The organism is Pseudomonas sp. P8_229, assembly GCF_034008635.1.
In the GTDB taxonomy this organism is placed as follows: domain Bacteria; phylum Pseudomonadota; class Gammaproteobacteria; order Pseudomonadales; family Pseudomonadaceae; genus Aquipseudomonas.
Genome location: NZ_CP125378.1, coordinates 4,847,451 through 4,874,210 on the forward strand (window position 1 = coordinate 4,847,451; position 26,760 = coordinate 4,874,210).

Annotated in this window: 24 protein-coding genes and 4 tRNA genes; 18 read left to right on the plus strand and 10 right to left on the minus strand. The window is 60.9% G+C overall.

From position 1 onward, the window contains the following. Positions 1 to 14 precede the first annotated feature (14 nt). The 8 genes from cobU to QMK55_RS22000 all read left to right on the plus strand — a co-directional run bounded on the left by cobU (position 15) and on the right by QMK55_RS22000 (position 5,470). Positions 15 to 536 carry a bifunctional adenosylcobinamide kinase/adenosylcobinamide-phosphate guanylyltransferase gene (gene cobU, locus QMK55_RS21965; protein WP_320329951.1) on the plus strand — a complete coding sequence of 174 codons (522 nt, stop codon included), beginning with the start codon at positions 15 to 17 and terminating at the stop codon, positions 534 to 536. Next, positions 533 to 1,588, plus strand: coding sequence for a nicotinate-nucleotide--dimethylbenzimidazole phosphoribosyltransferase (gene cobT / locus QMK55_RS21970; protein ID WP_102356783.1), 1,056 nt, complete (start codon positions 533 to 535; stop codon positions 1,586 to 1,588). The genes cobU and cobT overlap by 4 nt, the downstream gene beginning before the upstream one ends. Continuing rightward, positions 1,585 to 2,160, plus strand: coding sequence for an alpha-ribazole phosphatase family protein (gene cobC / locus QMK55_RS21975; protein WP_320329952.1), 576 nt, complete (start codon positions 1,585 to 1,587; stop codon positions 2,158 to 2,160). The genes cobT and cobC overlap by 4 nt, the downstream gene beginning before the upstream one ends. Position 2,161: 1 nt before the next feature. Beyond that, entirely contained in the window at positions 2,162 to 2,893 is a 732-nt protein-coding gene (locus QMK55_RS21980; RefSeq protein WP_102356781.1) for an adenosylcobinamide-GDP ribazoletransferase, read from the plus strand. Positions 2,894 to 3,068: 175 nt separating this feature from the next. Beyond that, complete coding sequence (locus QMK55_RS21985; protein WP_102356780.1) at positions 3,069 to 3,473, plus strand: MarR family winged helix-turn-helix transcriptional regulator; 405 nt, start codon at positions 3,069 to 3,071, stop codon at positions 3,471 to 3,473. Positions 3,474 to 3,526: 53 nt separating this feature from the next. After that, positions 3,527 to 4,735 carry an MFS transporter gene (locus tag QMK55_RS21990; RefSeq protein WP_102356779.1) on the plus strand — a complete coding sequence of 403 codons (1,209 nt, stop codon included), beginning with the start codon at positions 3,527 to 3,529 and terminating at the stop codon, positions 4,733 to 4,735. Further along, the gene (locus QMK55_RS21995; RefSeq protein WP_256214716.1) at positions 4,732 to 4,857 is read left to right on the plus strand and encodes a hypothetical protein; all 126 of its coding nucleotides are present in this window, start codon (positions 4,732 to 4,734) and stop codon (positions 4,855 to 4,857) included. Before QMK55_RS21990 ends, QMK55_RS21995 begins: the two co-directional genes overlap by 4 nt. 52 nt (positions 4,858 to 4,909) lie before the next feature. Continuing rightward, positions 4,910 to 5,470: a glutathione peroxidase gene (locus QMK55_RS22000; protein WP_320329953.1), complete on the plus strand. Its 561-nt coding sequence runs from the start codon at positions 4,910 to 4,912 to the stop codon at positions 5,468 to 5,470. A 193-nt stretch (positions 5,471 to 5,663) separates the two neighbouring features. On the opposite strand, the gene QMK55_RS22005 is transcribed toward QMK55_RS22000, so the two are convergent. From QMK55_RS22005 to QMK55_RS22015, 3 genes are all read right to left on the minus strand, one after another. Further along, positions 5,664 to 6,935: an OmpP1/FadL family transporter gene (locus tag QMK55_RS22005; RefSeq protein WP_102356777.1), complete on the minus strand. Its 1,272-nt coding sequence runs from the start codon at positions 6,933 to 6,935 to the stop codon at positions 5,664 to 5,666. Positions 6,936 to 7,081: 146 nt separating this feature from the next. Further along, positions 7,082 to 7,564, minus strand: a complete 483-nt coding sequence (locus tag QMK55_RS22010; protein ID WP_025111983.1) for a hypothetical protein — start codon at positions 7,562 to 7,564, stop codon at positions 7,082 to 7,084. A 273-nt stretch (positions 7,565 to 7,837) separates the two neighbouring features. Then, positions 7,838 to 8,062 (minus strand): hypothetical protein, encoded by a 225-nt coding sequence (locus QMK55_RS22015; protein ID WP_007950419.1) that lies wholly within the window; start codon positions 8,060 to 8,062, stop codon positions 7,838 to 7,840. 1,009 nt (positions 8,063 to 9,071) lie between these two features. Between QMK55_RS22015 and QMK55_RS22020 the strand changes: the two genes are divergently transcribed. Both QMK55_RS22020 and rmuC read left to right on the plus strand, forming a co-directional pair. Then, complete coding sequence (locus tag QMK55_RS22020; protein ID WP_102356776.1) at positions 9,072 to 9,395, plus strand: hypothetical protein; 324 nt, start codon at positions 9,072 to 9,074, stop codon at positions 9,393 to 9,395. A 175-nt stretch (positions 9,396 to 9,570) separates the two neighbouring features. Further along, positions 9,571 to 10,935: a DNA recombination protein RmuC gene (gene rmuC, locus QMK55_RS22025; protein ID WP_178082140.1), complete on the plus strand. Its 1,365-nt coding sequence runs from the start codon at positions 9,571 to 9,573 to the stop codon at positions 10,933 to 10,935. 113 nt (positions 10,936 to 11,048) lie between these two features. On the opposite strand, the gene QMK55_RS22030 is transcribed toward rmuC, so the two are convergent. Next, the gene (locus QMK55_RS22030; RefSeq protein WP_320329954.1) at positions 11,049 to 14,519 is read right to left on the minus strand and encodes a NahK/ErcS family hybrid sensor histidine kinase/response regulator; all 3,471 of its coding nucleotides are present in this window, start codon (positions 14,517 to 14,519) and stop codon (positions 11,049 to 11,051) included. A gap of 222 nt (positions 14,520 to 14,741) precedes the next feature. Next, a complete protein-coding gene (locus tag QMK55_RS22035) occupies positions 14,742 to 15,284 on the minus strand; it encodes a TetR/AcrR family transcriptional regulator (RefSeq protein ID WP_320329955.1) in 543 nt (180 codons plus the stop codon). A 91-nt stretch (positions 15,285 to 15,375) separates the two neighbouring features. Here QMK55_RS22035 and QMK55_RS22040 point away from each other — a divergent pair, with 91 nt between their 5' ends. The 4 genes from QMK55_RS22040 to QMK55_RS22055 all read left to right on the plus strand — a co-directional run bounded on the left by QMK55_RS22040 (position 15,376) and on the right by QMK55_RS22055 (position 20,156). Beyond that, on the plus strand, positions 15,376 to 16,563 hold the full coding sequence (locus QMK55_RS22040; protein WP_320329956.1) for an MFS transporter: 1,188 nt from the start codon (positions 15,376 to 15,378) through the stop codon (positions 16,561 to 16,563). Positions 16,564 to 16,615: 52 nt separating this feature from the next. Beyond that, a complete protein-coding gene (locus QMK55_RS22045) occupies positions 16,616 to 16,927 on the plus strand; it encodes a cupin domain-containing protein (protein WP_102356770.1) in 312 nt (103 codons plus the stop codon). 105 nt (positions 16,928 to 17,032) lie between these two features. Next, positions 17,033 to 18,184, plus strand: coding sequence for a TDT family transporter (locus tag QMK55_RS22050; RefSeq protein ID WP_102356769.1), 1,152 nt, complete (start codon positions 17,033 to 17,035; stop codon positions 18,182 to 18,184). A gap of 97 nt (positions 18,185 to 18,281) precedes the next feature. Further along, on the plus strand, positions 18,282 to 20,156 hold the full coding sequence (locus QMK55_RS22055) for an MFS transporter (RefSeq protein WP_320329957.1): 1,875 nt from the start codon (positions 18,282 to 18,284) through the stop codon (positions 20,154 to 20,156). A 97-nt stretch (positions 20,157 to 20,253) separates the two neighbouring features. Here the strand turns inward: QMK55_RS22055 and sugE are convergent, their stop codons facing one another. The 3 genes from sugE to rdgC form a co-directional block, all read right to left on the minus strand. Then, on the minus strand, positions 20,254 to 20,568 hold the full coding sequence (sugE, locus tag QMK55_RS22060; RefSeq protein WP_003223093.1) for a quaternary ammonium compound efflux SMR transporter SugE: 315 nt from the start codon (positions 20,566 to 20,568) through the stop codon (positions 20,254 to 20,256). Positions 20,569 to 20,687: 119 nt separating this feature from the next. Next, on the minus strand, positions 20,688 to 21,653 hold the full coding sequence (locus QMK55_RS22065; protein WP_320329958.1) for a bile acid:sodium symporter family protein: 966 nt from the start codon (positions 21,651 to 21,653) through the stop codon (positions 20,688 to 20,690). Between the two features lie 145 nt (positions 21,654 to 21,798). Then, positions 21,799 to 22,719, minus strand: a complete 921-nt coding sequence (rdgC, locus tag QMK55_RS22070) for a recombination-associated protein RdgC (RefSeq protein WP_320329959.1) — start codon at positions 22,717 to 22,719, stop codon at positions 21,799 to 21,801. Positions 22,720 to 22,878: 159 nt separating this feature from the next. On the opposite strand from rdgC, the gene QMK55_RS22075 reads away from it, so the two are divergent. The 4 genes from QMK55_RS22075 (at position 22,879) to QMK55_RS22090 (ending at position 23,421) form a co-directional block, all read left to right on the plus strand. Next, positions 22,879 to 22,954 (plus strand) — tRNA-Val (locus QMK55_RS22075). A gap of 19 nt (positions 22,955 to 22,973) precedes the next feature. Beyond that, a tRNA-Asp gene (locus tag QMK55_RS22080) sits at positions 22,974 to 23,050 on the plus strand. 199 nt (positions 23,051 to 23,249) lie between these two features. Continuing rightward, positions 23,250 to 23,325 (plus strand) — tRNA-Val (locus QMK55_RS22085). A 19-nt stretch (positions 23,326 to 23,344) separates the two neighbouring features. Continuing rightward, positions 23,345 to 23,421 (plus strand) — tRNA-Asp (locus QMK55_RS22090). A 152-nt stretch (positions 23,422 to 23,573) separates the two neighbouring features. On the opposite strand, the gene QMK55_RS22095 is transcribed toward QMK55_RS22090, so the two are convergent. Together QMK55_RS22095 and QMK55_RS22100 are read right to left on the minus strand one after the other, a co-directional pair. Then, the gene (locus QMK55_RS22095; protein ID WP_320330276.1) at positions 23,574 to 24,710 is read right to left on the minus strand and encodes a catalase family protein; all 1,137 of its coding nucleotides are present in this window, start codon (positions 24,708 to 24,710) and stop codon (positions 23,574 to 23,576) included. A gap of 26 nt (positions 24,711 to 24,736) precedes the next feature. After that, positions 24,737 to 26,545, minus strand: coding sequence for a di-heme-cytochrome C peroxidase (locus QMK55_RS22100; RefSeq protein WP_320329960.1), 1,809 nt, complete (start codon positions 26,543 to 26,545; stop codon positions 24,737 to 24,739). Positions 26,546 to 26,760: the final 215 nt, after the last annotated feature.

Here is a 26,760-nt window from a genome sequence, read left to right on the forward strand (position 1 = left end):
TCAGGATGTCTCCCATGCTCCAACTGATCCTCGGCGGCGCCCGCTCCGGCAAAAGTCGCCTCGCGGAAAAACTCGCCAGCGCCAGCCAACTGGCCGTCACCTACATCGCCACCAGCCAACCGCTGGACGGCGAAATGAACGACCGCGTCGCGCATCACCGCGCCCGTCGCCCGGCCGAATGGGCGTTGATCGAAGAGCCGCTGGAACTGGCTCGCGTCCTGCGTGAAAACGCCAGCGCCGAGCGTTGCTTGCTGGTGGATTGCCTGACCCTGTGGCTGACCAATCTGCTGATGCTCGATGACGCCGAACGTCTCGCCGCTGAGCGCGAAGCCTTGCTGGACTGCCTGGCGTTATTGCCGGGGGAAACCATTTTTGTCAGCAACGAGACCGGAATGGGTGTCGTGCCGCTGGGCGAATTGACTCGCCGCTACGTCGATGAAGCCGGTTGGCTGCATCAAGCTCTGGCTGAGCGCTGTCAGCGTGTCGTCTTGACCGTCGCCGGCCTGCCCCTGACCCTGAAAGGACCTGCGTTATGACTCAAGCGTGGTGGTTGAACCCGTGCAAACCGGTGAATGCCGAGATCGTTGAACAAGCGGCGGCGCGCCAACAGCAACTGACCAAACCGGCCGGGTCTCTCGGTCGCCTCGAAACGGTGGCGGTGCAGTTGGCGGGATTGCAGGGCCAGGTCAAACCGAGCGTTGATCAGTTGTGGATCGCGATTTTCGCCGGTGATCATGGCGTGGTCGCGGAAGGTGTTTCGGCGTTCCCGCAGGAAGTCACCGGGCAGATGCTGCTCAACTTCGTCAGCGGTGGCGCGGCGATCAGCGTGCTGGCGCGCCAGCTCGATGCACAACTGGAAGTGGTGGATCTGGGCACCGTGACACCGTCGCTGAACCTGCCCGGCGTACGGCACTTGAAGGTCGGCCCGGGCACGGCGAATTTCGCCAAGGGCGCGGCGATGACCCGGGCGCAGGGCGAGCTCGCTTTGCAGGCCGGTCGCGACAGTGTGCTGCGTGCCAAGGCAGCAGGCGCGCAGTTGTTTATCGGTGGCGAAATGGGCATCGGCAACACCACCGCCGCCAGTGCGCTGGCCTGCGCCTTGCTCGATTGCCCGGTGGTGCACCTGACCGGCCCTGGCACGGGTTTGAATGCCGAAGGCGTCAGCCATAAGGCGCAAGTGATCGAGCGCGCGCTGGCCCTGCATGCGGCGCAACGGGGTGATGCGTTGCAAACCCTGCTCAATCTTGGCGGTTTTGAAATCGCCGCACTGGTCGGCGCGTATCTGGCCTGTGCCCAGGAAGGCGTCGCGGTGCTGGTCGACGGATTTATCTGCACGGTCGCCGCGTTGGTCGCGGTGCGGCTGAATCCGGCCTGTCGCGAGTGGCTATTGTTCGGCCACCGTGGCGCCGAACCGGGCCATCGTCATGTGCTCGAAGCCCTCAATGCCGAGCCGTTGCTGGAGCTCGGTTTGCGTCTGGGCGAGGGCAGTGGAGCGGCGTTGGCCGTACCGCTGTTGCGTCTGGCGTGCGACCTGCACGGGCAGATGGCGACGTTCGCTGAAGCCGCAGTGGCGGATCGTCCGGCATGACTTTGCGCCTGGACCTGTTGCGTCACGGCGAGACTGAACTGGGCGGTGGTTTGCGCGGCAGCCTCGATGATGCGCTGACGGAAAACGGTTGGGCGCAGATGCGTGCGGCGGTGATCGCGGGCGGGCCCTGGGATCGGCTGGTCAGTTCGCCGCTGCAGCGTTGTGCGCGGTTCGCCGCGGAGCTGGGTGAGCAACTGAATTTGCCGGTGAATCTGGACAAGGATCTGCAGGAGCTGCATTTCGGCGCCTGGGAAGGGCAGAGCGCTGCGGCGTTGATGGAGACTGACGCCGAGGCGCTGGGGCTGTTCTGGGCTGACCCGTATGCCTTTACGCCGCCGCAGGGTGAACCGGTCAGCGATTTTGCTGCGCGTGTGCTGGGCGCGGTTGCGCGGTTGCATCAGGCGTACGTCGGCGAGCGTGTGTTGCTGATCAGTCACGGCGGCGTGATGCGCCTGTTGCTGGCGCAAGCGCGTGGTTTGCCCCGTCAGCAGTTGCTCAATGTCGAAGTCGCGCATGCTTCGTTGTTTTCCCTGACCGTTGCAGCCGATGGCTCGCTCAAGGAAGGTCACTGACATGCTGCCACTGTGGATCGCCCTGCAATTTCTCAGCAGTTTGCCGATTCGTCTGCCGGGGATGCCTCAGCCGGAGCAACTCGGGCGCTCGTTGCTGTTTTATCCGCTGGTGGGGTTGCTGTTCGGGGTGATCCTCTGGGCATTCAACCTGGCGTTGGCCGGCGCACCATTGTTGCTGCATGCGGCGCTGTTGCTGACGGTGTGGGTGCTGCTCAGCGGCGCGCTGCATCTCGACGGTCTGGCTGACAGCGCTGACGCCTGGCTCGGTGGTTTCGGTGATCGCGAACGCACGCTGACGATCATGAAGGATCCGCGCAGCGGGCCGATCGCGGTGGTGACGCTGGTGCTGGTGTTGTTGCTCAAGTTCTGCGCGTTGCTGGCGCTGATCGAGCAAGGGCATGGGCTGGCGCTGATCATCGTGCCGCTGCTGGGGCGTGCGGCGTTGTTAGGATTGTTTCTGACCACACCGTATGTGCGGGCGGGTGGGTTGGGGCAGGCGCTGGCCGATCATCTGCCGCGCAGGGCGGGGTGGTGGGTGCTTGGGTTCAGTGCGCTGGGCTGTGTGCTGATCGCAGGGGCTAAAGCGATTGTTGCGCTGGCTGTCGCGTTAGGGGTGTTTGTCTGGCTGCGGCAGGTGATGATGCGGCGGCTGGGCGGGGCCACGGGCGATACGGCGGGGGCGTTGCTCGAATTGCTGGAGATGGCGGTGTTGATTGGGGTGGTGTTGGTCTGAGATATCTTTATAACCGTGCTGGCCCCGTCGCGAGCAAGCCCGCTCCCACAGGGGGAGCGCATTCCAAGGGTGGGAGCGGGCTTGCTCGCGAAGGCGGTGTGTCAGACGCCACAAACCTTATTGATAAACTCACGTGTAACTTGATTTAACACAGTCCCGGGTATATACACGCATCATGCTTCCTTCTCAGTGTTTGTGCACCAACCTGCGTCGCGCCGCTCGTGGCGTCAGCAGGCATTACGACGGCGCTCTCGACGGCTTCGGGATCAACGTTGCCCAGTATTCTTTGCTGTGCAACCTGCAGCGCCTGGATCAACCAAGCATTTCCGAACTGGCCGAAGCCATGGGTCTGGATCGCAGTACCCTGGGACGCAATCTGCGGGTGCTGGAAGGCGAGGGCCTGGTGGCGCTGGCCGAGGGCAAAGACATGCGCAACCGCATCGTCAGGCTCACCGAGGCCGGTGTGCAGCGCTTGGCGGCGGCCCTGCCAGCCTGGGAAGCGGCGCAACAGCGATTGATTGATCGCCTGGGCGCCGAGAAGCGTGAAACCTTGCTCAGATTGCTGGATGAACTGGCCTGAGGCCGGTTTTTTCCAAACTCAAGCGGGTATATACCCGCAAGCGGAGAATAACAATGACATCGATGTGGCGTACGTGCGGTTGGGTGTTGCTGGGAAGTGCGCTGATTCTGGCGTTGTCATTGGGCGTGCGGCACGGCTTCGGTCTGTTCCTGTCGCCGATGAGCGCACAGTTCGGCTGGGGGCGCGAAGTGTTTGCCTTCGCCATCGCCTTGCAGAACTTGATCTGGGGGCTGGCACAGCCGTTCACCGGGGCTTTGGCTGACCGTTTCGGTGCGGCCAAAGTGGTGCTGGTCGGCGGTGTGTTCTACGCCTTGGGCCTGGTGTTCATGGGGCTGTCCGATTCGGCACTGAGCCTGTCGTTGAGCGCCGGTCTGTTGATCGGCATCGGCCTCTCCGGTACGTCGTTCTCGGTGATCCTCGGCGTGGTCGGGCGTGCCGTGCCGCCGGAAAAACGCAGCATGGGCATGGGTATCGCCAGCGCCGCCGGCTCGTTCGGCCAGTTCGCCATGCTGCCCGGCACCCTGGGTTTGATCGGCTGGCTCGGCTGGTCGGCTGCGCTGTTGGTGCTCGGCCTGCTGGTGGCGCTGATCGTGCCGCTGGTGAGCATGCTCAAGGACAAACCGCTGCCGGTGCTGGGTCATGAACAGACCCTGCCTGAAGCGTTGCGTGAAGCCTGTTCGCATTCCGGCTTTTGGTTGCTGGCGTTCGGCTTTTTCGTCTGCGGTTTTCAGGTGGTATTCATCGGTGTGCATCTGCCGGCCTATCTGGTCGATCAGCATCTGCCGGCCACGGTCGGCACCACGGTGCTGGCGTTGATCGGGTTGTTCAACATCTTCGGAACCTACACCGCCGGCTGGCTCGGCGGGCGCATGTCCAAACCGCGTCTGCTGACCGCGTTGTACCTGCTGCGCGCAGTGGTGATTGTGCTGTTCCTGTGGCTGCCGGTGACGACCACTTCGGCCTATCTGTTCGGCATGGCCATGGGCTTCTTGTGGTTATCGACGGTGCCGTTGACCAACGGCACGGTGGCGACCTTGTTTGGCGTGCGCAATCTGTCCATGCTCGGCGGTATCGTGTTCCTGTTCCACCAGCTCGGCTCGTTCCTCGGCGGCTGGCTGGGCGGGGTGGTGTATGACCGTACCGGGAGTTATGACTTGATCTGGCAAGTGGCGATTCTCTTGAGCCTGCTGGCGGCTGCGCTGAACTGGCCGGTGCGCGAGCGTCCGGTGGCGCGCCTGCAACCGGGTGTGAGCGCCGCATGAAGCGTTCCTGGCCGCGATTCGCCTTCGCCGCACTCGGCGCCCTGTTGCTGGCGCTGGTGTGGTGGGGCTGGCATCAGGGCGGCCTGGCGCTGATGCAACTGGGTATGGGCGCTTGCCTGTAGGCTTTGATGGCGAGTAACGTCGGGGTCTGATGACTGCTCAAGGATGCCCGACATGCTCATGCGCTGGTGTGTTGTACCCGCGTTGCTGATGGCGTTGACCGGATTGGCCCAGGCCGCTGATTGTCCGGATGCGCTGCAAGGTTCGCTGCCGAAGTTGCGCGCCAAGGAATCCATCGACCTCTGTCAGCGCTACGCCGGCAAGCCGCTGGTGGTGGTCAATACCGCGAGCTTCTGTGGCTTCGCTCCGCAGTTCGAGGGCCTCGAAGCGCTTAATCAGCGCTACAAGGCACAAGGTCTGGAGATGCTCGGCGTGCCGTCCAACGACTTCAAGCAAGAGTCCAAGGACAGCGCTGAGACCGCCAAGGTCTGCTATGCCAACTACGGCGTGACGTTCACCATGACCGAGCCGCAGAAGGTCCGTGGCGATGGCGCTACCCACCTGTTCAAGGTGCTGGCGGAGCAGAGCAGCGCGCCGAAGTGGAATTTCTACAAGTACGTGATCGACCGTCAGGGCAAGGTGATTGCGAATTTTTCCAGCCTGACCAAGCCGGATGATCCGGAATTTATCGCCGCCATCGAGAAAGCCATAGCCTCAAACCCCCTGGCTGACTGAAACACGGTCTTTTTGTGGGAGCGAGCCTGCTCGCGAAGACGGTCTGACCCGCGACATAATGTTTGTCTGATCCAGCGCTTTCGCGAGCAGGCGCGCTCCCATATTGATGTTCATGCAGGCACAAAAAAGCCCCGCTTTCTGTAAAGAAAACGGGGCTTTTTTGTGGGCGAGGGATCAGCCTCGCCGTGCAGCATCAGAAGCGATAGGTCGCGCCGACACCGAAACCGTTTGCCGAGTTTTCATACTTGGCGTCGTAGGTCTGGCCACGATCGTTTTGGTTGTGGACTTTGACCGACTCTTCCTTCAAGTACGAGTAAGCCACGTCGATGGTCAGGTCTTCGGTCGGGCTCCAGCCGGCACCGAGGCTGAAGATGGTCCGGTCGCCGGTCGGGATGCGTGGCGAACGGTCGACGTTGTTGGTCGGCGACTGGTCGAAAGTCAGACCGGTGCGCAGTACCCATTCCTTGTTCAACTGGTACGAAGTACCCACGGCGTAAGCCCAGGAGTCGTGCCAGTTCTGGTCTTCGGTGATCTCGCCGAACTGACCGGCCAGCAGCGGCTGGACACCCGAGTTTTCGACGGTGATCTTCTTCAGCTGGCTCCAGCGGGTCCAGGTCGAACCGGCATAGACGTTCCAGCGGTCGTTGATCGCTTGAGTGACCGAGAAGTCCACGGATTCAGGCGTGGTGATCTTCAGCGAAGCGTCGTACTTCTGCTCGGCACCCAGGCCGACTGCGCCCAGCACACCGTAGTTGACCTTGGTGTTGCCTTCGAGCTTGTAGTCGACTTTCGAGTGGTAGGTCAGACCCAGGCGAGTGGTGTCAGTGGCCTGTACCAGCACGCCAATGTTGTAACCCAGCGCGGTGTCGTCACCCTTGATCTTGACCTTGCCATCCGGAGCGGCCTGGGTGATCGACAGGTTGGATTCCAGCGTACCGTCGATACGGTTGATGGTCGGACCGAAACCGACCGACACCACGTCGTTGAACTTGTAGCTGACAGTCGGCTGGAAGGTGATGACTTGCACTTCGGACTTGCTGCCGAAGTAACGGCCGCCAAAGCCTTTTTCGTAGTCGGTAATCAGGCCGAACGGCACGTATACGCCGAGGCCGAATGCCCAATGCTCATCGATCGGTTTGACGTAGAAGCCCATAGGTACGGAGGTGAAGGGCACCATGTCGCCTTTGTTGCTGCCGCCGTTAGGGCTGGAGCTGGCGTCTTTGATATCGGTCTTGGCATCGAGGAATGCAACACCGCCAGTGACTTGTTCGCGCGTGATGCGCGACATGCCGGCAGGGTTGCCATAAACAGTGCTTGCGTCGTCGGCAGAAGAAGATCGCCCAGCGTAACCAGTACCCATCCCGCTGATGCTGTGTTCGTTGATGGCAAAGCCAGCTGCGAAGATCTGGGTGGATGCCATGGTCACGGCGAGGCTAAGGGTGGTTTTGAGCATTACTTTTTTCATTATTAGAACTCCTGGTGATCACCGGGGCGAAAATTACCAACATTTTCGTTCCAGCGCTATAGTCCCTATGGCTTGAGTTAGAGCGGTTTTGTAGGACAATCCGACCAGATTCGCGACCTGTTGGGCGATTTTGTGAAACCGCTTGGTCAGCACGCGACCTGATTCACCGGTGAAACACAAGTTTGCCAGGCGTAAGTGAAGTCGCGCAGACGCCCTTGCGGCTGGAAGGTCTGACGCCAGATTCGCGCCATGCCCAACAGATCATTCGGGTCGGGGAGGGTGGGGTTTTGTTCTTCGACCAGCAGCCAGGCGATGGCGGTGGCGTAACGCAGGTTGACGGTCAGTTCCAGGTGCGGGCCACTGAGAAAAGCATGCTGACTGGCGAGGCCGCGAACCAGGCTGGCACGCTCCGGATCAAGCGCCAGATAGTGATCCCAGAGGGCCTGGTGGCGATGTTCGGCGATCCGGTAGAGGCCGTGGCCACGGCGGTCATGCAGGGCGGAACCGAGGGCGGACTGGCTGGCGGCGATCCCCAGCAGCAGGGATTCGGCGGTTGCGCAGTGACGTCCCAGATAAATCAATGTGGGACGGATCACGTAGCGACACAGTTCGCTGGCAGCGATACCCATAATGCCCTCGATTCTTGTAATGGGCGGCGATACCTGAAGGGGCCTTGGCAGCGGTGGATCGACTCAGGCTCGCCGGAAGCGGATCAAGCCGCTTGAGTTGAAGTGTAGTGTCATATTCACGACGTAAAGGCCTGTTTTTAAAATATTTCCGGCTGCGAGCCAAAAGCGTTATATCCGATGGTGCTTAGGCGCGCAGGGCTAAAAGCGAAACATCGGGCAATAAAAAGCCCCGCATTTTGTGCGGGGCTTGTGCTTTTGCGGCCTTTTCGGCTCTCAGGCAATCAATGCCTGACGTGTACGGTCGATCACGGCCTGCAGCGGCTCGGCGCTGGAGTATTGATCGGGGTACAGACGCTCGCTGTGGCGGGCGATTCCGTGTTCATTGACCACGGTGAAGCTGAAGCAGCCTTTGCGAGCGGCCATGATCAGGCAGTTCATTGGGGCAAAAGCGTTGGTTAGGGTGCGAATGGCATCCTGAGTCTGGATTTGAGTAGACATAGTTATTAGGTGTTCCTACAAATGACACGGATAAGAACCGTGCAACGTTAAAACGTTCCAGTAACGTCGACCACCATTGGTCGTACGAAGAACCCGACTGGAACAAAGCAGCCAGTTTGAAGCGCTATTAAGTTGGCGCGCTTGGGCTGGCAGGTAGGTACTTAGGAGGGCAGGCAACACATCAAGGGCAGAGGTTCTGGGCCCGGGGTGAAGATCCTGATCAATTTGCAGGTTGGTTCGGTCAGAGTAAGTGTGCTTGGCAACACCCTTTGCATTCATTCAAAGGCTGTGTTGACGCAAGTTTTACCTGGAAACCATCGAGGGGTCGTTCCCGCTTTTTCGGTGGAAGGCTTCTGTGAAGAAGGCTGACCGTGGGGATGTGTTCGACCGGAATTGACTTTCAGCTTGGTACTAACGCCGCGGATACTAACGGATCGTCCTGGGCAATGCAAACCCTGCGGCAAAAAAGATTACGACCGGTAGCAGAGTCATAGGCTGGCATTGCCGGCCCCATCGCGAGCAGGCTCAGTCCTGCAGGGGATCGTGGACTCCTGTGGGAACGAGCCTGCTCGCGAAGGAACCATCCATCGCCACAAAAGCGTGCAGTCATCCCCCTCGCCAAGCCGCTTATCCCCAGCCCGAGGCGCAAAACGACCCGAAAAAGCGCATCGATATAACCGGGTAACAGGTACTTGTGCACATTAGTTGCGCAGGCCGTAACGCGACTGTCATATCAATCCTGACCCCAGCGGCTGCCTGCATCAAAAGTTTAAGTCAATGAAAAACATCGGTTTTTTTTGTTGGTGAAAAAATCGTCAGTTTGACTGCGGGCCCCATTCCACAAGGCTTTGCGCGGGTTCGGGAGCGGTTGTCCACTGAGTTATCCACAGCTTCTGTGGATTGTCCCTAGCGCTTGCTCTAGGACGGGCGTGCCGGGTTTTTTTCGGGCTTTACCTGTACGAAAAAGAGAGTAGAGTGGCGCGCCTTCCGATCTGCCCCACAGTGTTTTATGAAGTTTCGCTCAGTATCAGACTCTGTTACCTCCGAACACCCTCGTGTTACCTCTCCCAAACGATTTTCCGTGCGTGTGGCCGAATGGCTGCTCGACAGTCCGCGTCTGGGCGACAGCCACAATGCCAAGCACCTGGCGGGGCGTCTGCTCAAGCAACCGGCACGCGAAGGCGTGGTCGCGGCGCAGAGCCGTCTCGGTCAGTTGATGTGCCGTGAGTGCGGCAACGCCCGGGATCGCCGTATCGGACAGGATCTGCTGCGTCAGGCCGCGCGTGCCGGTGATCGCCGTGCGCAACAGGAACTCGGCCTGCTCGAAGACTGAGCTGTCCAACGTCCCACGCCTTGGTTAACCTTCAGGCTTTATCGAATCGGCAGGAGTGGCTATGGCTATGGACTTGACCAGCGTGTTGCTCGGTCTGGCAGGTGCGGGGTTGCCGCTGCTGGCGCTGGCCTGGCAACTGCAGCGCCGGGCGAGCAACGGACAAGCCGAGGTCGCCTTGCTCGAAGAGCGACTGGCCATGGCGCAACTGGCGCAGGACGGGCTCAACGCGCAGTTGGAAGCCAGTCGCGATGAAACGGTTGATCTGGCGCAGGCCAACGCCGCGAAACAGGCTGAACTGGCCGCCCTGCGCCGTGAAGTCGAGTTGCTGCAGATCGAGCGCGATGACGCCCGCGACGCCTCCCACGCCTGGAACATCGAGCGCGCCAACAAGGAAGCCGAACTACGCCGTCTGGACGCCCAGGCAGCGTCGCTGAACGCCGAGTTGCGCGAGCAACAGGAAAGCCATCAACAACGCCTCAACGACCTGCAAGGCTCGCGCGATGAACTGCGGGCGCAGTTCGCCGAGCTGGCCGGCAAGATTTTCGATGAGCGCGAGCAGCGCTTCGCCGAGACCAGCCAACAGCGCCTCGGCCAACTGCTCGACCCGTTGAAAGAACGCATCCAGTCCTTCGAAAAACGCGTGGAAGAAAGCTATCAGGCCGAAGCCCGCGAGCGCTTCTCGCTGGCCAAGGAACTGGAGCGTCTGCAGCAGTTGAACCTGCGCCTGAGCGACGAAGCGACCAACCTGACCCGCGCCCTCAAAGGCCAGAAGACCCAAGGCAACTGGGGCGAACTGATTCTTGAGCGAGTGCTGGAACACGCAGGCCTGGAGAAGGGCCGTGAGTACCAGACGCAGGTCAACCTCAAGGGCCCGGACGGCGAGCGCTTCCAGCCCGACGTGATCATTTATCTGCCGGGCGACAAGCAGGTGGTGGTCGATTCCAAGGTCAGCCTCACCGCCTATCAGCAGTACGTCGCCGCCGAAGACGACAGCATCGGCCAAGTCGCGATCAAGCAGCACGTGCTGTCGCTGCGCAGCCACGTCAAAGGCCTCGCCGGCAAGGACTACAAGCGCCTGGAGGGGCTGCACAGCCTCGATTTCGTCTTGCTGTTCGTGCCGATCGAGGCGGCATTTTCCGCCGCCCTGCAAGCCGAGCCGACGCTGTTTCAGGAGGCGTTCGACCGCAACATTGTGATCGTCAGCCCGACCACGTTGCTGGCGACCCTGCGGGTGATCGACAGTCTGTGGAAGCAGGAGCGGCAAAGCCAGAACGCCCGGGAAATCGCCGAGCGTGCCGGCTGGCTGTACGACAAGTTCGTGCTGTTCATTCAAGATCTGGATGAGGTCGGCAATCGCCTGCAACAGCTGGACAAGGCCTACAGTTCGGCGCGCAACAAACTCACGGAAGGACGCGGCAACCTGGTCAGCCGCAGCGAGCAGCTCAAACTGCTGGGCGCGCGGGCGAGCAAAAGTCTGCCGGCGGATCTGTTGGAGCGGGCGATGACTGATGTCGATGGTCTGGTCGAGCTACCTGAATAGCCCCAAAAGCTTCGCGAGCAGGCTCGCTCCCACAGGAAAATGCATTTCAAAGGTGGGAGCGGGCTTGCTCGCGAAGGCGTCAGCAGTAGCGCTGCAACACTCAAGTCGAACGGTTAGAGCGGCACATACCGACTCAACAACGCCCGCAACGCCGCCGGTTTCACCGGTTTGGCCAGATAATCCAGCCCAGCCGCATGCACCTGCGCCACGGTTTCCGGGCGACCATCGGCGCTGATCACCACCCCCGGCACCGGCTCTCCCAGCGTAGTGCGCAGCCACGCCATCAGCTCGGTCCCGGTATCGCCGTGGTCGAGGTGATAGTCGACCAACGCCAGTTGCGGCCGCACGCCATCGCTGAGCAACGCCGCGCATTCCTCGCGGTTGCGCGCCGTCCACACCTGACAGCCCCAACGGCTCAGCAGGCTGTTCATGCCGATCAGAATGCTGTCTTCATTGTCGATGCACAGTACCTGTGCGCCGCTGAGCAACTTGCCGTTCAACTCGACCGCAGCGTGCGCCGGCACCGACTGCGGCCGGGCCAGCGGCACGCTGACGCTGAACACACTGCCGCGTCCTGGCCATGAGCGTACGCGCAGCGTATGGCCCAGCACTCGACACAAACCATCGGCGATCGCCAGGCCGAGCCCGAGGCCTTTTTCGGCGCGGGTCTGATGGCTGTCGAGGCGTTTGAACTCCTCGAAAATCACCTGTTGCTTGTCTTCCGGAATACCTGGCCCGCGATCCCACACTTCCAGGCACAGTTCACCGCGGCGTCGCCGCACGCCCAGCAGCACCGGACCCTTGGCGTAGCGGAAAGCGTTGGTCAGGAAGTTCTGCAGAATCCGCCGCAGCAACTTGATGTCGCTGTCGATGCGCAAGTGGCTGCCGCGCACGCGGAAGGTCAGGCCTTGCTCGTGAGCCAGCGCCTTGAATTCGGCGCCGAGGGTATCGAACAGCTCATTGAGCGCAAACGGCTTGCGATCGGGGTTGATCTTGCCGTTTTCCAGGCGGGAAATATCCAGCAGGTCGCTGATCAAGTCTTCCGCCGACCGCAGCGAACTGTCGAGGTGTTGCACCAGTTGCTGCGCCTCGTTGCTCAAGCCGTCGTCCTGGTGAGAGAGGGCGGCGGAGAACAGTCGCGCGGCGTTCAGCGGCTGCATCAGGTCATGACTGACCGCCGCGAGGAAACGGGTTTTCGATTGGTTGGCGGCCTCGGCGTTGCCCTTGGCTTCGGTCAGCGCGACGTTGAGCTGCGAGAGTTCCTGGGTGCGCTCGCTGACGCGCTGCTCCAGTCCTTCGTTGGCCTCGGTCAGCGCCTGCTCGGCCTCACGGAACGCGGTGATGTCGGTGAAACTCATGACGAAACCGCCGCCGGGCATCGGGTTGCCGATCAACTCGATCACCCGGCCGTTGGGGAACAAGCGCTCCGAGGTGTGTGCACGGCCCTGACGCATCCAGTGCAGGCGTCGGGCAACGTGGACTTCAGCCTCACCGGGGCCGCACAGGCCGCGTTCGGCGTTGTAGCGAATGATGTCGGCAATCGGCCGGCCGACGCTGATCAAACCGTCCGGGTAGTTGAACAGCTCCAGATAACGCCGGTTCCAGGCCACCAGTTTCAGCGACTGGTCGACCACGCTGATGCCCTGGGTGATGTTCTCGATCGCGCCTTGCAGCAAGGCGCGGTTGAACTGCAAGACTTCCGAGGCTTCGTCAGCGATACGCACCACGTCCTCGAGCTGCATTTCTCGACCTTCGATGGCGGCTTTTACCACCGCGCGCGTCGAAGAGGCGCCGAGCACGCCGGCGAGCAAGCGTTCGGTGTGGGCGATCCATTCGCCGTCGGCGTTCTGGTTCGGGTTGAAGCCTCTGCCCTGACGGTAGGCGAAACGGATGAAGCTCTGTCGCGCACGTTCTTCACCGACAAACCGCGCCGCCAGTTGCAGCAAGTCGTCGATCTGCACCGCAAGCATCGAGCGCGCACTCGGACGGGCGCTGATTTCCTGGCCGATGAAGCGTCCGGCCTGCCAGTGTTCCGAAACCCGTGTGCGCGACAGCACCGAGACCCAGGCGAACAGGGTGAAGTTGCCCGCCAGCGACAGCACCACGCCTTGGGTCAGCGGGGTGATCGGCAGGTTCAGCGGGTTGCTGTGCAGCCACGCCAGCCCCGGGAAAGTGCTCAGCGACCAGCCAAGGCTGTGGGCGGCAATCGGCAGGATCAGCGTGTAGAACCAGAGGAATGTGCCGGCGGCGAGGCCCGCGAAAACCCCACGGCGGTTGGCCTGTTTCCAGTACAGCGCGCCGAGCATCGCCGGGGCCAGTTGGGTCACGGCGGCGAAGGCGATCTGGCCGATGGTCGCCAGACTCGCAGTGGAGCCGAGCAAGCGATAGCTGACGTAAGCCAGCAGCAGGATCAGCACGATGCTCACGCGGCGCACCGAGAGCATCCACTGGCGGAACACTTCGAACGGGCGCTCGGCGTTGTTGCGCCGCAGCAGCCACGGCAACAACATGTCGTTGGAGACCATGGTCGACAGCGCCACACTGGCGACGATCACCATACCGGTGGCCGCCGACGCACCGCCGATAAATGCCAGCAGTGCCAATGCCGGATGGGCCTGAGCCAGTGGCAGGCTGATCACGAACGAGTCGGGCAGCACGTGACTCGGCAGCAGCATCTGCCCGGCAAGGGCGATCGGCACCACGAACAGCGCAGCCAGCGCCAGATAAGCCGGGAACACCCATTTGGCAAGGCGCAGGTCCTGCGGGTCGATGTTCTCCACCACCGTGACATGAAACTGCCGAGGCAGGCAGATGATTGCCATCATCGCCACCCCGGTCTGCACCACCATCGACGGCCAGTTGATGGTTTCTTTCCAGTATTCCTCAAGCCGTGGTGCGAGCATCGCCTGATTGAACAAGTCGTCGAAACCGTCGTAGAGGCCAAAGGTGACGAACGCGCCGACGGCGAGAAAGGCGAACAGTTTGACCAGCGATTCGAAGGCAATCGCCAGCACCATGCCCCGGTGGTGTTCGGTGGCGTCGAGGTTGCGCGTACCGAAGACGATGGTGAACAGCGCCAGTACCAGCGACACGATCAGCGCGGTGTCCTGGGCGCGGGTGCCCATGGCGTCGGCGCCGGCGCCGATCAGCAGGTTCACACCGAGGACGATGCCTTTGAGTTGCAGGGCGATGTAGGGCAGGACGCCGACCAGACAGATCAGCGCGACCACCACCGCCAGCGATTGCGATTTGCCGTAACGCGCGGCGATGAAGTCGGCAATCGAGGTGATGTTCTCCTGCTTGCTGATCATCACCATTTTCTGCAGGACCCACGGCGCGCCCAGCAGCAACAGGATCGGCCCGAGGTAGATCGGCAGGAATGACCACAGCTGTTCCGCGGCCTGGCCGACCGCGCCAAAGAATGTCCAACTGGTGCAATAAACCGCCAGCGACAGGCTGTACACCCACGCACGCATCCGCGGCGGCAACGGCGCGCTGCGACGGTCGCCGTAAAAGGCGATGGCGAACATGATGGCCATATAGGCGAGGGCGACGGCGGCGATCAGCCCGGTGGACAACGACATGCAACACTCCCGACAGAAGACTCCCCGGCAATCCTGCCCGGGCGGACAGTCTCGCATGAGTGCGGCGGTTAGTCAGTGTCGACCAAGGTCGTGGCGTGGCGGGGTGTCGCAGTGCTGAATCCAGGTGGTTTCTGAGTTGACTGGTCGGGCCTCTTCGCGAGCAGGCTCGCTCCCACATTTGGTATGCAATCCCCTGTGGGAGCGAGCCTGCTCGCGATGGCATCAGCCCTGCTGCAGCGCGATATCAATCAACCGATGCAACTCTTCGACCTCCAGTGCCGCCGCCGAAAACAGAATCCGGAACACCACCGGCGCCACCACCAGATTGATCAACCGGTCAACGCTCGGCGCCGCTTCGTCCGGGTGGCGGTCAATGATGGTCTGCAACTGCGCACCGAGGATCGTCACGCAATACCCCGGCGTGGCGCTGGCCTGCACGTCGCGCATCATGTTGCGCCCGGGCTCGGAACTCATCTCGTCGAGATACTGCTCGGCCCAGGCGCGGATATCACCGCGCAGATCACCAGTCACGGCCGGTTCGCTGTCGGGGCGCATGCGGGCGAGGGCGACGTCCGCGAGCAACGCCGCCAGATCACCCCAGCGTCGATAGATCGTCGAGGGCGTCACGCCGGCGCGTGCAGCGATTTGCGGCACAGTCACGGTGCTGCGCTCCTGTTCTTGCAGAAGTGCGCGGACTGCCGAATGAATCGACTCTTGCACCCGGGCGCTACGGCCGCCGGGGCGTAAACCTTCTTTAATAGCCATGTGTCCGACCTTAACACAAAGAATTTGCTTTAAGCCAAAGCCAAGAGCACACTCCGCAAAAGCAAAAAATTAGCTTTTGCGGAGTGTGCACATGACCAGCCTTGCTTCCAACCGTGGCAGCCTGATTTTTCTGGCGATCACCTTACTGAGTTTTCTCGCCGCTTCCACAGCGCCGACGCCGCTGTATCACCTGTATCAGGATCAACTGCATTTTTCGGCAGCGGTGCTGACGCTGATTTTCGGCGTGTATGCCTTGAGCCTGCTGGCAGCGCTGCTGACGGTCGGATCGCTGTCCGATCACCTGGGGCGCAAACCGGTGATTTTCACCGCGGTACTGCTCAACGCGTTGGCGATGTTGCTGTTTATCAGCGCCGACAGTGTCGCCTGGCTGATCAGCGCCCGCGTACTGCAGGGTTTTGCCACCGGCATGGCCACCGCTGTTTTGAGCGCGACACTGCTCGACACCGACCGCGAGCAAGGGCCGTTGATCAACAGCGTCGCACCGTTGCTCGGCATGGCGCTGGGCAGCATGGGCTGTGGCTTGCTGGCCGAGTTCGCCCCGGCGCCGTTGCAACTGACCTACTGGCTACTGCTCGGGTTGTTTGTGCTGCAAGCGGCGTATGTCTGGCGCATGCCAGAAAGCGTGACGCCGCAAGCCGGGGCCTGGGCATCGCTGCGGCCGACCCTGCATGTGCCGGTCCAGGCACGTTCGACTTTGTGGCGCGTACTGCCGCTGAACACCGCGACCTGGGCCCTTGGCGGCTTTTTTGCCTCGCTGGCGCCGTCGTTGGTGCGCACCGCTACCGGTTCGACGTCCAATCTGATCGGTGGCGCGACAGTCTCGGCGTTGACCGTGACCGGCGCGCTGATGATCTTCACCTTGCGTAATCGTCCGGCCAGCAAAGCCCTGCAAATCGGCGCCGGTCTGCTGCCGCTCGGGGTGCTGTTGATTTTGCTCGGCGTGCACAGCGCCAGTCTGGCGCTGTTTTTCCTCGGCACGCTAATCGCCGGTTGCGGCTTTGGCTCGGGGTTCCTTGGCGCGGTGCGCAGCCTGGTGCCGTTGGCGTCGCCCCATGAACGGGCCGGGTTGATGTCGGCGTACTACGCGCTGAGTTATCTGGCGTTCTGCCTGCCGGCGTTGGTGGCCGGGCACTTGACCCGCACGTATGGCCTGCTGGCGACCACCGATGGCTACGGTGTTGCTTTGATCGTACTGGCCTTGAGCGCGCTGTTGCTCAGCCTGCGTCCACGTGCGGCCAAGGTTTGTCGCGCTCCATAAGCGGCGCCGTTTGGGTTAGCCTTGGCCGGCCCTGTATTTCACGGATCGAGACATGAAGATAATCCGCAGCAAGTCGTTCACCGCCGAGCGTGCCTGGGGTGCGCTGGACATCGCCAACATGAATGGCATCACCACGCGCCTGCACTGGACCGACCAGCCGTATAAATGGCACGTCAACGATGGCGAAGAAGTGTTCGTGGTGCTCGACGGCCAAGTGCAGATGCACTACCGCGAACAGGGTGAAGAAAAGCAGGTGCTGCTTGAGATCGGGGACATCTTCTACGCCTCGGTCGGTACCGAGCACGTAGCGCATCCGCAGGGTGCGGCGCGGATTCTGGTGATCGAGAGCGAAGGCAGCGTCTAGAGGCTTATCTATTAAGTAGATAACAGATAGAGAAATTACCCGTTATATAGATATTCGATTCGGTTCTACCATGGACTCAACCTCACCTGAGGACAGGAGTTCATGATGACTTGCCCCAACAGCGCCAAACCCGGCATCAAGCCGTTCAGCCAGCTTCAGCATCCGCGTGAAGTGATCCGTCAATTCACCCCCAACTGGTTCGCCGCGACCATGGGCACCGGCGTGCTGGCCCTGGCGCTGGCGCAACTTCCGGTGGCGATTCCCGGGCTGCACGCGGTGGCCGAAGGGTTGTGGCTGTTCAACATTCTGTTGTTCACCCTGTTTACTTTCGCTTATGCCGCGCGCTGGGTGTTGTTTTTCGATGAAGCGCGGCGGATCTTCGGCCACTCCACCGTATCGATGTTCTTCGGCACCATTCCCATGGGCCTGGCGACCATCATCAACGGCTTTCTGCTGTTCGGTCTGCCACGCTGGGGCGAGGGCGTGATCCATCTGGCCGAGGTGCTGTGGTGGCTCGACGTGGCGATGTCGCTGGCCTGCGGCGTGTTGATCCCCTACATGATGTTTACCCGCCAGGAACACAGCATCGATCAGATGACCGCCGTCTGGCTGTTGCCGGTGGTCGCCGCGGAAGTGGCGGCGGCCAGCGGTGGCTTGCTCGCGCCGCATCTGGCCGATGCTCACGCGCAACTGGTGGTGCTGACCACCAGCTACGTGCTCTGGGCATTTTCCCTGCCGGTGGCGTTCAGCATTCTGACCATCCTGTTGCTGCGCATGGCCCTGCACAAACTGCCTCACGAAAACATGGCGGCCTCGAGCTGGCTGGCTCTAGGCCCGATCGGCACCGGCGCGTTGGGCATGTTGCTGCTGGGCAGTGATGCGCCGGCGATCTTCGCCGCCAACGGTCTGCCGGGCATCGGTGAAATCGCTTCCGGTATTGGCCTGGTCGCCGGCATCACGCTGTGGGGGTTCGGCTTGTGGTGGATGTTGATGGCGCTGTTGATCACCGCTCGCTACTTGCGTGACGGCATCCCGTTCAACCTTGGCTGGTGGGGTTTTACCTTCCCGCTGGGCGTGTATTCGCTGGCGACCCTCAAGCTTGCCAGCACGCTGAACCTCGGATTTTTCAGTGTGGTGGGCTGCGTGCTGGTGACGTTGCTGGCGGTGATGTGGCTGATCGTCGGTAAACGCACCGTGCAAGGCGCGTGGCGCGGTGAACTGTTTGTCTCACCTTGTATTGCAGGTTTGAAGAAATAACCTGAAAAGTTTAGGTAATGTGTGGCCTGGATCGCGGATCGGGATTCCAATATGCAGATCCAGGCCATTCTCTACCGACCTCAGGGAAACACGGAAGATGAGTCACCCCTCACAGTTCAACCTGCTTCGCACCCGGCGCTTCCTGCCGTTTTTCATCACACAGTCGCTGGGCGCCTTCAACGACAACGTGTTCAAGCAGTCGCTGATTCTCGCCATTCTCTATCGGCTGACCATCGAGGGTGACCGTTCGATCTGGGTCAACCTGTGTGCGCTGCTGTTTATCCTGCCGTTCTTTCTGTTCTCGGCGCTGGCCGGGCAGTTCGGGGAAAAGTTCGCCAAGGACGCGCTGATTCGTCTGATCAAACTCGCAGAAATCGCGATCATGGCCGTAGGATCGATCGGTTTTCTCTTCGATCACCTGTCGCTGATGCTGGTGGCGCTGTTCGCCATGGGCACCCACTCGGCGCTGTTCGGGCCGGTGAAGTATTCGATACTGCCGCAGGCGCTGCGAGAGGATGAACTGGTCGGCGGCAATGGTCTGGTGGAGATGGGCACGTTCCTGGCGATTCTCGCCGGGACCATTGGCGCCGGGGTCATCATGTCCTCGACGCATTACGCGCCACTGGTGTCGACCGCGATTGTCGGCATTGCCGTGCTGGGTTATCTCGCCAGTCGCAGCATTCCGCGTGCAGCGGCGGCGTCGCCGGAAATGCGCCTGAACTGGAACATCTTCAGCCAGTCCTGGGCCACCCTCAAACTCGGCTTGGGCCAGACGCCAGCGGTGTCGCGCTCGATTGTCGGCAACTCGTGGTTCTGGTTTGTCGGGGCGATTTACCTGACGCAGATCCCGGCCTACGCCAAGGAATGGATGCACGGCGACGAAACCGTGGTCACGCTGATTCTTACCGTGTTCTCGGTCGGCATCGCGCTGGGTTCGATGCTTTGCGAGAAGCTTTCCGGGCGTAAGGTCGAGATCGGCCTGGTGCCGTTCGGCTCGTTCGGTCTGACTGTGTTCGGCCTGCTGCTGTGGTGGCATTCCGGCGGTATCCCGGAAAGTGTCACCGGCCACAGCTGGATTGACGTGCTGGGTTTTGTGCATACCTGGGCCGTGCTGGTCGACATTCTCGGCCTCGGCATTTTTGGCGGCTTCTACATCGTGCCGCTGTACGCCTTGATCCAGTCGCGCACCGCCGAAAACGAGCGGGCGCGGGTGATCGCCGCCAACAACATTCTCAACGCACTGTTTATGGTGGTGTCGGCGATCGTTTCGATTGTGTTGCTCAGTGTGGTCAAACTGTCTATTCCGCAGCTGTTCCTGGTGGTGTCGCTGCTCAATATCGGTGTCAATGCGTACATCTTCAAGATCGTTCCCGAGTTCAGCATGCGCTTCATGATCTGGCTGCTCAGCCATTCCATGTACCGCGTTGAGCACCGCAACCTGGAGGCGATCCCGGACGAAGGCGCGGCGTTGCTGGTGTGCAACCACGTTTCGTTCGTCGATGCCTTGCTGATTGGTGGCGCGGTGCGTCGGCCGATTCGCTTTGTCATGTACTACAAGATCTACAACCTGCCGGTGCTGAACTTTATCTTCCGCACGGCGGGGACGATTCCGATTGCCGGACGCAACGAAGACATCCAGATCTACGAAAAGGCCTTCACCCGGATTGCCCAGTATCTGAAGGACGGCGAACTGGTGTGCATCTTCCCGGAGGGCAAATTGACCACCGACGGTGAGATCAATGAGTTCAAGGGCGGGCTGACTCGGATTCTCGAAGAGACACCGGTGCCGGTGATTCCGCTGGCGTTGCAGGGGTTGTGGGGGAGTTTCTTCAGTCGCGACCCGAACAAGGGTTTGTTCAAGCGGTTGTGGTCGCGGGTGACGTTGGTGGCGGGTTCGGCGGTAGCGGTTGAAGCCGCGGAACCGGCGAAGTTGCAGGGGGTGGTGGGGGAGTTGCGTGGGGCAGTCAGATAATCGCTGACTTTAAGGGCCTCATCACGAGCAGGCTCACTCCTGCATTTGAAACGCGTTGCCCTGTAGGAGTGAGCCTGCTCGCGAAAGCGGTAGTGGCCTAGGCGCTGACCTTGAGGCCGATCAACCCGGTAATGATCAACGCCACACTGGCCAGGCGAATCAACGCCATCGACTCACCAAACAGAATGATCCCGGCAATCACCGTACCCACGGCGCCCACGCCGGTCCAGATCGCATAAGCCGTACCCAACGGCAATTCCTTCATCGCCAGACCCAGCAGACCAAGGCTGATGGCCATGGCCGCAACGGTCAGTACGGTGGGAAGCGGGCGGGTGAAGCCGTCGGTATATTTCAGGCCGACGGCCCAGCCGACTTCGAACAGGCCGGCGAAAAACAGAATGATCCAGGACATGAGAGACCTCCATCGATTGACGGGGTCGTCCCCAGATTAATAACTCGATCGAGCCGCAGGGTCGTCCCCGCGTTGCGCAACATATTGACGAGCATTCATCCGGGGATCAAGGTTTGAGGTCAGTCGGCGGCCTGTTGAGCTGCCGTTTCACGATCTTCTTTTTCGCTCATGCGCCGGAAGCAGGTCGAAAGCAGCGCCCCGGAAATGTTGTGCCAGACGCTGAACAGCGCGCTCGGCACCGCCGCCAGTGGCGAGAAGTGCGCACTGGCCAACGCGGCGCCCAGTCCCGAGTTCTGCATGCCGACTTCCAGCGCCAGTGACTTGCGCTGAGCCAGTGGCAACTTGAACAGACGCCCGGTGAAGTAACCCAGCAAGTAGCCGAAGCTGTTGTGCAGCATCACCACGGCCATGATCAGCAGACCGGACTCGGCGATCTTCGCCTGACTGGCGGCAACAACCGCCGTGACGATGATCACGATGCTGACCACCGACACCAGCGGCAACACCTCGACCGCGTGTCGCACCTTGTCACCGAGCAAACGTTGCGCAACCACGCCGAGCACGATTGGCAGCAACACGACTTGCAGGATCGACCAGAACAGCTCCATGAACGACACCGGCAACCACGCCGAAGCCAGCAGCCAGATCAGCGCCGGGGTCAGCAGCGGGGCGAGCAGGGTGGTGACCGCAGCAATCGCCACCGACAGCGCCAGGTCGCCCCGGGCGAGCCAGGTCATCACATTGGAAGAGGTGCCGCTTGGGCAGCAACCGACCAGAATCACCCCGACGGCGATTTCCGGCGGCAGATGAAAGACCTGGCAGAGCAACCACGCCACGCCGGGCATGATCACGAAATGCGCAACCACGCCCAGCGCCACGCGCCACGGATGGCGGGCGACAGCAGCGAAGTCGTCGTGTTTGAGGGTCAGGCCCATGCCGAACATCACCAGCCCCAGCAACGGCACGATGGCGCCTTTGAGACCGAGGAACCACGCCGGCTGCAGGAATGCGATCACGGCGAAAATCAGAACCCAGTAAGCGAAGGTGTTGCCGACAAAGCGGCTGAGTGCAGCCAGTGCGCGCATGGCTTGTTCCTTATTATTGGTTACACACAAAACCAATGTAGGAGTGAGCCTGCTCGCGAAAGCGGAGTGTCAGACACATTAATGTTAACTGTCACTGCGCATTCGCGAGCAGGCTCGCTCCCACAATTTTGAAACTCGCCGGGCGTTAGATCCCCTGCGGCGTCTCTTCACCACCCAGCGCTTCAACCAGTGCCGGCAGGAAGTCGCCGAAGGTCAGCATCATCAAAGTGAAGCTGGCGTCCAGTTGGCCCAGGGCCTCGTCGCCACCGTCCTGTTCGGCCTGATCCTGCAGCAGGTCTTCGAACTTCAGGCGTTTGACGGTCATTTTGTCGTCGAGCATGAACGACAGCTTGTCCTGCCAGGCCAGCGACAGTTGAGTCACGACTTTGCCGGTGCTCAGGTGCAGCTGGATTTCGTCGCTGGTCAGGTCTTGACGCTTGCAGCGCACGATGCCGCCGTCTTCGTGGGTGTCGCGCAGTTCGCACTCGTCCAGGACAAAGAAGTCCGGGGCGGCTTGCTGGGTGGTGACCCATTCGGTCATCACGGCGGTCGGCGCGGTTTTCACGGTCAGCGGACGGACGGGCAGGGTGCCGAGTACTTCGCGCATTGTGGAGAGCAGGTCTTCGGCGCGTTTCGGGCTGGCCGAGTTGACCAGAATCAGCCCCTGTTTCGGCGCGATGGCGGCGAAGGTCGACGAGCGACGGATAAAGGCGCGCGGCAGGAAGGCCTGGATGATTTCATCCTTGATCTGATCGCGTTCCTTCTTATAGACCTTGCGCATCTGCTCGGCTTCGATCTCTTCGACCTTTTCCTTGACCGCGTCGCGCACGACGCTGCCCGGCAGAATACGTTCTTCTTTACGAGCGGCGATCAGCAGGAAGTCACCGCTGACGTGCACCAGTGGAGCATCTTCGCCCTTGCCGAACGGCGCGACGAAACCGTAGGTGGTCAACTCCTGGCTTGCACATGGACGCGCCAGTTTGGTGGCCAGTGCAGTTTCCAGCGCCTCGGCATCGACAGGCAGGTCTTGGGTCAGGCGATAGATAAGCAGGTTTTTGAACCACATGGGGTGAGTCTCTCCTTTATACAAAGGGGGGCATTATTGTCTTCGCCGTGGCATAGGCCAACCCTTCTCTAAGCCTTTGGAAGGCCTGAGAAAATTATTTAAAAAAGTGCTTGCCAGAGGTTGGGTCGCTCCGTAGAATGCGCGCCACACCGAAGCGAAGGGTGATTAGCTCAGCTGGGAGAGCGTCTGCCTTACAAGCAGAATGTCGGCGGTTCGATCCCGTCATCACCCACCATTCGTTTAAAGTGTTTAGCGCAGCGGTAGTTCAGTCGGTTAGAATACCGGCCTGTCACGCCGGGGGTCGCGGGTTCGAGTCCCGTCCGCTGCGCCATATTCGGTAACCTGGACCACTGAACGCCAGGTCACCACGGAAAAACCCGCTGAAGCGGGTTTTTTTCTGTCTCAAGTTTGTACCTTGTTCCATCGGGTTTGTGTCGTTTCACCGGTTTTCGGATTTTTTTGAAAAAAACTTCAATTAAATCAACACATTACGAAAACTTGTGACATAATGCGTCCCGTAACGAAGCGAAGGGTGATTAGCTCAGCTGGGAGAGCGTCTGCCTTACAAGCAGAATGTCGGCGGTTCGATCCCGTCATCACCCACCATTCGTTTCAAGCGTTTCGCGCAGCGGTAGTTCAGTCGGTTAGAATACCGGCCTGTCACGCCGGGGGTCGCGGGTTCGAGTCCCGTCCGCTGCGCCATATTCGGAATCTGGAACACTGAACGCCAGATTCCACAGAAAGCCCGCCTAGTGCGGGCTTTTTGCTGTCTGGGATTTATGAAATCTCAGGTTTGACGCTAAACCTGGGGTGAGGGGATAAATCCCCTCACCACAAACCATCTGCTCGTCTTTTTACTGGGTGGCGTTCTGGCTGTGCCGATAGTCACTCACCGCCTCATACACCGCTTTACGCAAGCGGTTGATCCCGCCAATCGGCCGATGCGCCTCGATACCAAACCACGGATTGAACGACAGGTTGTCGCACGCCAGATTCAGCGCCGGCGTGTCGAAGTCCTGCGCAGGCAGGGTAATCCGCGCCACGGTTTCGAACGGTGAGTCCTGCTCGCGCCATTCGATGCTGGTGTCCTCGATCGGCATGTACTTGTTCGCGTCCTGGCGCTGAATCTGCAACACGAAACAGGCTGGCACCCGATCCGCCGACAGTTGCTGATTCAGCGCGCTGCGCAGGAAGTTCGGCAGGTCGTGGTTTTGCGGGGGCAGGGCGTACGCCGGGCAATTGTCCGGATCCGGCACAACGCGAAACTTGGCGTTGGCCTCACCGAACTTGTAGGGCGATACCGAAAAGTACGTGGTCCCGGTCGGGCTGTCCGGCGCTGGCGACAGGGTTGCCAGCGCGATGAACAAGTGGCGGATCTGCCAAGTGCGCGGATCCCGGCCGGGAAAAAACGCCATGATCTTTTTGCCGTCAGCCTGAGCCGCCACATTCTGACGATACTCGGCGACATCGCTGACAAAGAAATTCGGGTGACTGAACATCACAAAGTCCTGCTCACGGCGATCCTGACGGTCGCCGAGCAACGGTTTGCCGGGCACATCGAGCAGTTTGATCGCCATGCCCCGGGCGTCACGAATGCTGTCGAACTGCGGGTAGGCGTTGCCATTGGACAGACGAATCATCGCCTGCCAGATTTTGCCCGGTTCGCTGAAGACGCCCTGACGCAGCGCTGGCGTCAGTTCCGGCAACACCGTCACTTCAGCTTTCACGCAACCATGCGCCTTGGCATGCGCATCACGCAGATAACGCGTGCTTTCGCGATGCTGATCGACGATGCGCACTGCGGTCTGGATCACGTTCTGGGTCATGGCTGATTCGCCGACGGGAATCTGCTCCTGCGCCGCCACTGGGCCGCGGTGTTGCCAGGCAAACCCTGCGCTGGCGATGGCCCAGCCAAGCAGGCCGACAATCAGTAATGCCAACAGGGTTTTGCCAATCAGTCGTCCCAGCCATAACCAGACACGGGTCAGCATGGACGGTTTTTTGTAGGGGGTGATCATCATGGCAATTGCGCCTCCAGCGGTCCGCCCAGCACTTTCAGGTACTCCAGCAAGGCCCAGCGTTCTTCCGGTTGCAGCAGTCGACCGATGACGCCATTACCCCGCTCGCCAGCGCGAAATTCGTGGCCGCTGTTGTGGTTACCGGTGATCCGCGTGTCGAACAAAAAGCCATTGGTGAAGGCCTCGGTGCGGTAACCCAGATGGCGCGGGTCGTATTCGAACGAGCCCTTATAGAACGTGGTGGCGCGCTCATCCTGCGGCGACAGCAGCTGATAAATGCTCGGCACCGAACCGTTGTGCAGGAACGGCGCGGTGGCCCATACACCGGCCAGAGGCCTGGCCTTGTAGGCGACTTTTTCACGCACGCCAATAGGCAGGCCGAAACCATCGAGTTGAGGCTTCTCCTGCGCGGTGACCCCGGCCTCGCGATAAGCGCGGTTTTCAACGAAGGCAGTGACGTAGGCCAGGCCCTTGGCCACCGATAGCTGGCTCAGATCCAGTGGTTGCGTGGGTGTCGGATGCAGTTTCACGTCCATCTGCTCAAGCTCCTTGAGGTTCCATTGCAGCGGTGTCAGGTCGAAACGGTGATTGGCGATGTTGGTGGCGGCGTTCGGGTCGGTGCCTATCACCTCCACCGGCAGCATGTGCAAATGCTGCACCCAGCGCTCGCCCTCCTGAGTCTTGCGCGGCACGTGGCAACCGGCGCAGTTCTGCGCAAACAGCGCGCGCCCTTTGGCGGCCAACGGTTTGTCGACAGCACCCAGCACCTCTTCCGGCCAGGCGGGCGGTTGCAGGTGTTGCAGGGTTTCTTCGATTGTGTGCAGATCACGTACGCGCACGCTGGAGGCATAACGCGCATCGCCCTGTAGCGGCTGGCCATTGCTGTCGAAAAAATTCAACGTGGCGCCGACGCCCAGCGCCTCACCGATGTTGCGCGCCATCGGTTGCTGCGCCGAACCGTTCCACTGCACCCAATCAAACGTCCACATGTCCCACAGCTGCGGGTAATCCACCGGGGCGTTGGCCACTCGGTAGTTGGCGGGGGAGATCGCGTCGCCGAAGGTGGCGTTGGCGATGCGGCCGAAGGCATCGGTGCGTCCCGGGCCCTCTTCGGTCGGGTAGAGGCCACGGTGGGTGTCGTTCCAGGCGACTTTCACGAAGGTGTTCAGCGAGGCCTTGAAGTCCTTGCGCAGTTGCGCATGGCGCGCCTCGTAGTCATTGCCCAGCACTTGTCGGACGAAACGTTCGAATTTCCATGGGTTGTAGTAAGTCGAAGTCAGACTGGCGACCAATGCCTGTCCGAAACTGCCACCGCGCAGCGTAGGAACACTGGAGGGCAACACGTGCTGCGCTGAACCACCGTCAATCCGTACGGCCTGGCCCTTGAAGCGCAATTCGCCAGTGTGGCAAGCCGCGCAGGTGATATCGAGAAATTGCTCGGTGCCGCCTGGATTCGGGTGGCGGGCAAAGCCAACCGGCAGATTGCCGGGATTGTTCGCTGTGGCTTTCTGTTGCGGATCGACCAGAAAACCGAACCGTGCGAGGTATTCCGGGGACGCGAAGCGCTGCTGCGAGAAGGGCAGCTCCAGCGCCTGAAACCATTCATAGCGCAGGCCTTTGACCTGCGTGCCCTGGGGCGTGAAATAGTAGGTCTGACGTTCCTCTTCACTCCACTGATTCAGGTAATGCACCTGCTGAGCGGGGGTGTAGAACGGTAATTTCGGGTTGGCGACGTAATACAGAACCACGGCGAGGACCAGGCCCAGCAGCACGATGATCAGGGTTAGCACACGGAATAAGAGGCGCAAGTTAAACATCCTTGTCGAGTTGTTGCGCTGTTATGCCTCAGCTGTTGCAGGTGCGGCAAGTGGCCATTACGCCAACTGTCGCAACAAGTCTCGTCAGTCCTTGTCAGGTCAAGATGACAGAAGCTTCATCGTCCCTTTTCTCGAATGCGTTTTAATCCCTGAACTTATCGGACGTTTCCTGCTCTCATGCCGGTAGCCATTGGTCGTGGCGGCCT

Coding starts and splice junctions, on each gene's coding strand:
- cobU (WP_320329951.1), top strand. CDS start 15: ATGCTCCAACTGATCCTCGGCGGCGCCCGCTCCGGCAAAAGTCGCCTC.
- cobT (WP_102356783.1), top strand. CDS start 533: ATGACTCAAGCGTGGTGGTTGAACCCGTGCAAACCGGTGAATGCCGAG.
- cobC (WP_320329952.1), top strand. CDS start 1,585: ATGACTTTGCGCCTGGACCTGTTGCGTCACGGCGAGACTGAACTGGGC.
- QMK55_RS21980 (WP_102356781.1), top strand. CDS start 2,162: ATGCTGCCACTGTGGATCGCCCTGCAATTTCTCAGCAGTTTGCCGATT.
- QMK55_RS21985 (WP_102356780.1), top strand. CDS start 3,069: ATGCTTCCTTCTCAGTGTTTGTGCACCAACCTGCGTCGCGCCGCTCGT.
- QMK55_RS21990 (WP_102356779.1), top strand. CDS start 3,527: ATGACATCGATGTGGCGTACGTGCGGTTGGGTGTTGCTGGGAAGTGCG.
- QMK55_RS21995 (WP_256214716.1), top strand. CDS start 4,732: ATGAAGCGTTCCTGGCCGCGATTCGCCTTCGCCGCACTCGGCGCCCTG.
- QMK55_RS22000 (WP_320329953.1), top strand. CDS start 4,910: ATGCTCATGCGCTGGTGTGTTGTACCCGCGTTGCTGATGGCGTTGACC.
- QMK55_RS22005 (WP_102356777.1), bottom strand. CDS start 6,935: ATGAAAAAAGTAATGCTCAAAACCACCCTTAGCCTCGCCGTGACCATG.
- QMK55_RS22010 (WP_025111983.1), bottom strand. CDS start 7,564: ATGGGTATCGCTGCCAGCGAACTGTGTCGCTACGTGATCCGTCCCACA.
- QMK55_RS22015 (WP_007950419.1), bottom strand. CDS start 8,062: ATGTCTACTCAAATCCAGACTCAGGATGCCATTCGCACCCTAACCAAC.
- QMK55_RS22020 (WP_102356776.1), top strand. CDS start 9,072: ATGAAGTTTCGCTCAGTATCAGACTCTGTTACCTCCGAACACCCTCGT.
- QMK55_RS22030 (WP_320329954.1), bottom strand. CDS start 14,519: ATGTCGTTGTCCACCGGGCTGATCGCCGCCGTCGCCCTCGCCTATATG.
- QMK55_RS22035 (WP_320329955.1), bottom strand. CDS start 15,284: ATGGCTATTAAAGAAGGTTTACGCCCCGGCGGCCGTAGCGCCCGGGTG.
- QMK55_RS22040 (WP_320329956.1), top strand. CDS start 15,376: ATGACCAGCCTTGCTTCCAACCGTGGCAGCCTGATTTTTCTGGCGATC.
- QMK55_RS22045 (WP_102356770.1), top strand. CDS start 16,616: ATGAAGATAATCCGCAGCAAGTCGTTCACCGCCGAGCGTGCCTGGGGT.
- QMK55_RS22050 (WP_102356769.1), top strand. CDS start 17,033: ATGACTTGCCCCAACAGCGCCAAACCCGGCATCAAGCCGTTCAGCCAG.
- QMK55_RS22055 (WP_320329957.1), top strand. CDS start 18,282: ATGAGTCACCCCTCACAGTTCAACCTGCTTCGCACCCGGCGCTTCCTG.
- sugE (WP_003223093.1), bottom strand. CDS start 20,568: ATGTCCTGGATCATTCTGTTTTTCGCCGGCCTGTTCGAAGTCGGCTGG.
- QMK55_RS22065 (WP_320329958.1), bottom strand. CDS start 21,653: ATGCGCGCACTGGCTGCACTCAGCCGCTTTGTCGGCAACACCTTCGCT.
- rdgC (WP_320329959.1), bottom strand. CDS start 22,719: ATGTGGTTCAAAAACCTGCTTATCTATCGCCTGACCCAAGACCTGCCT.
- QMK55_RS22095 (WP_320330276.1), bottom strand. CDS start 24,710: ATGCTGACCCGTGTCTGGTTATGGCTGGGACGACTGATTGGCAAAACC.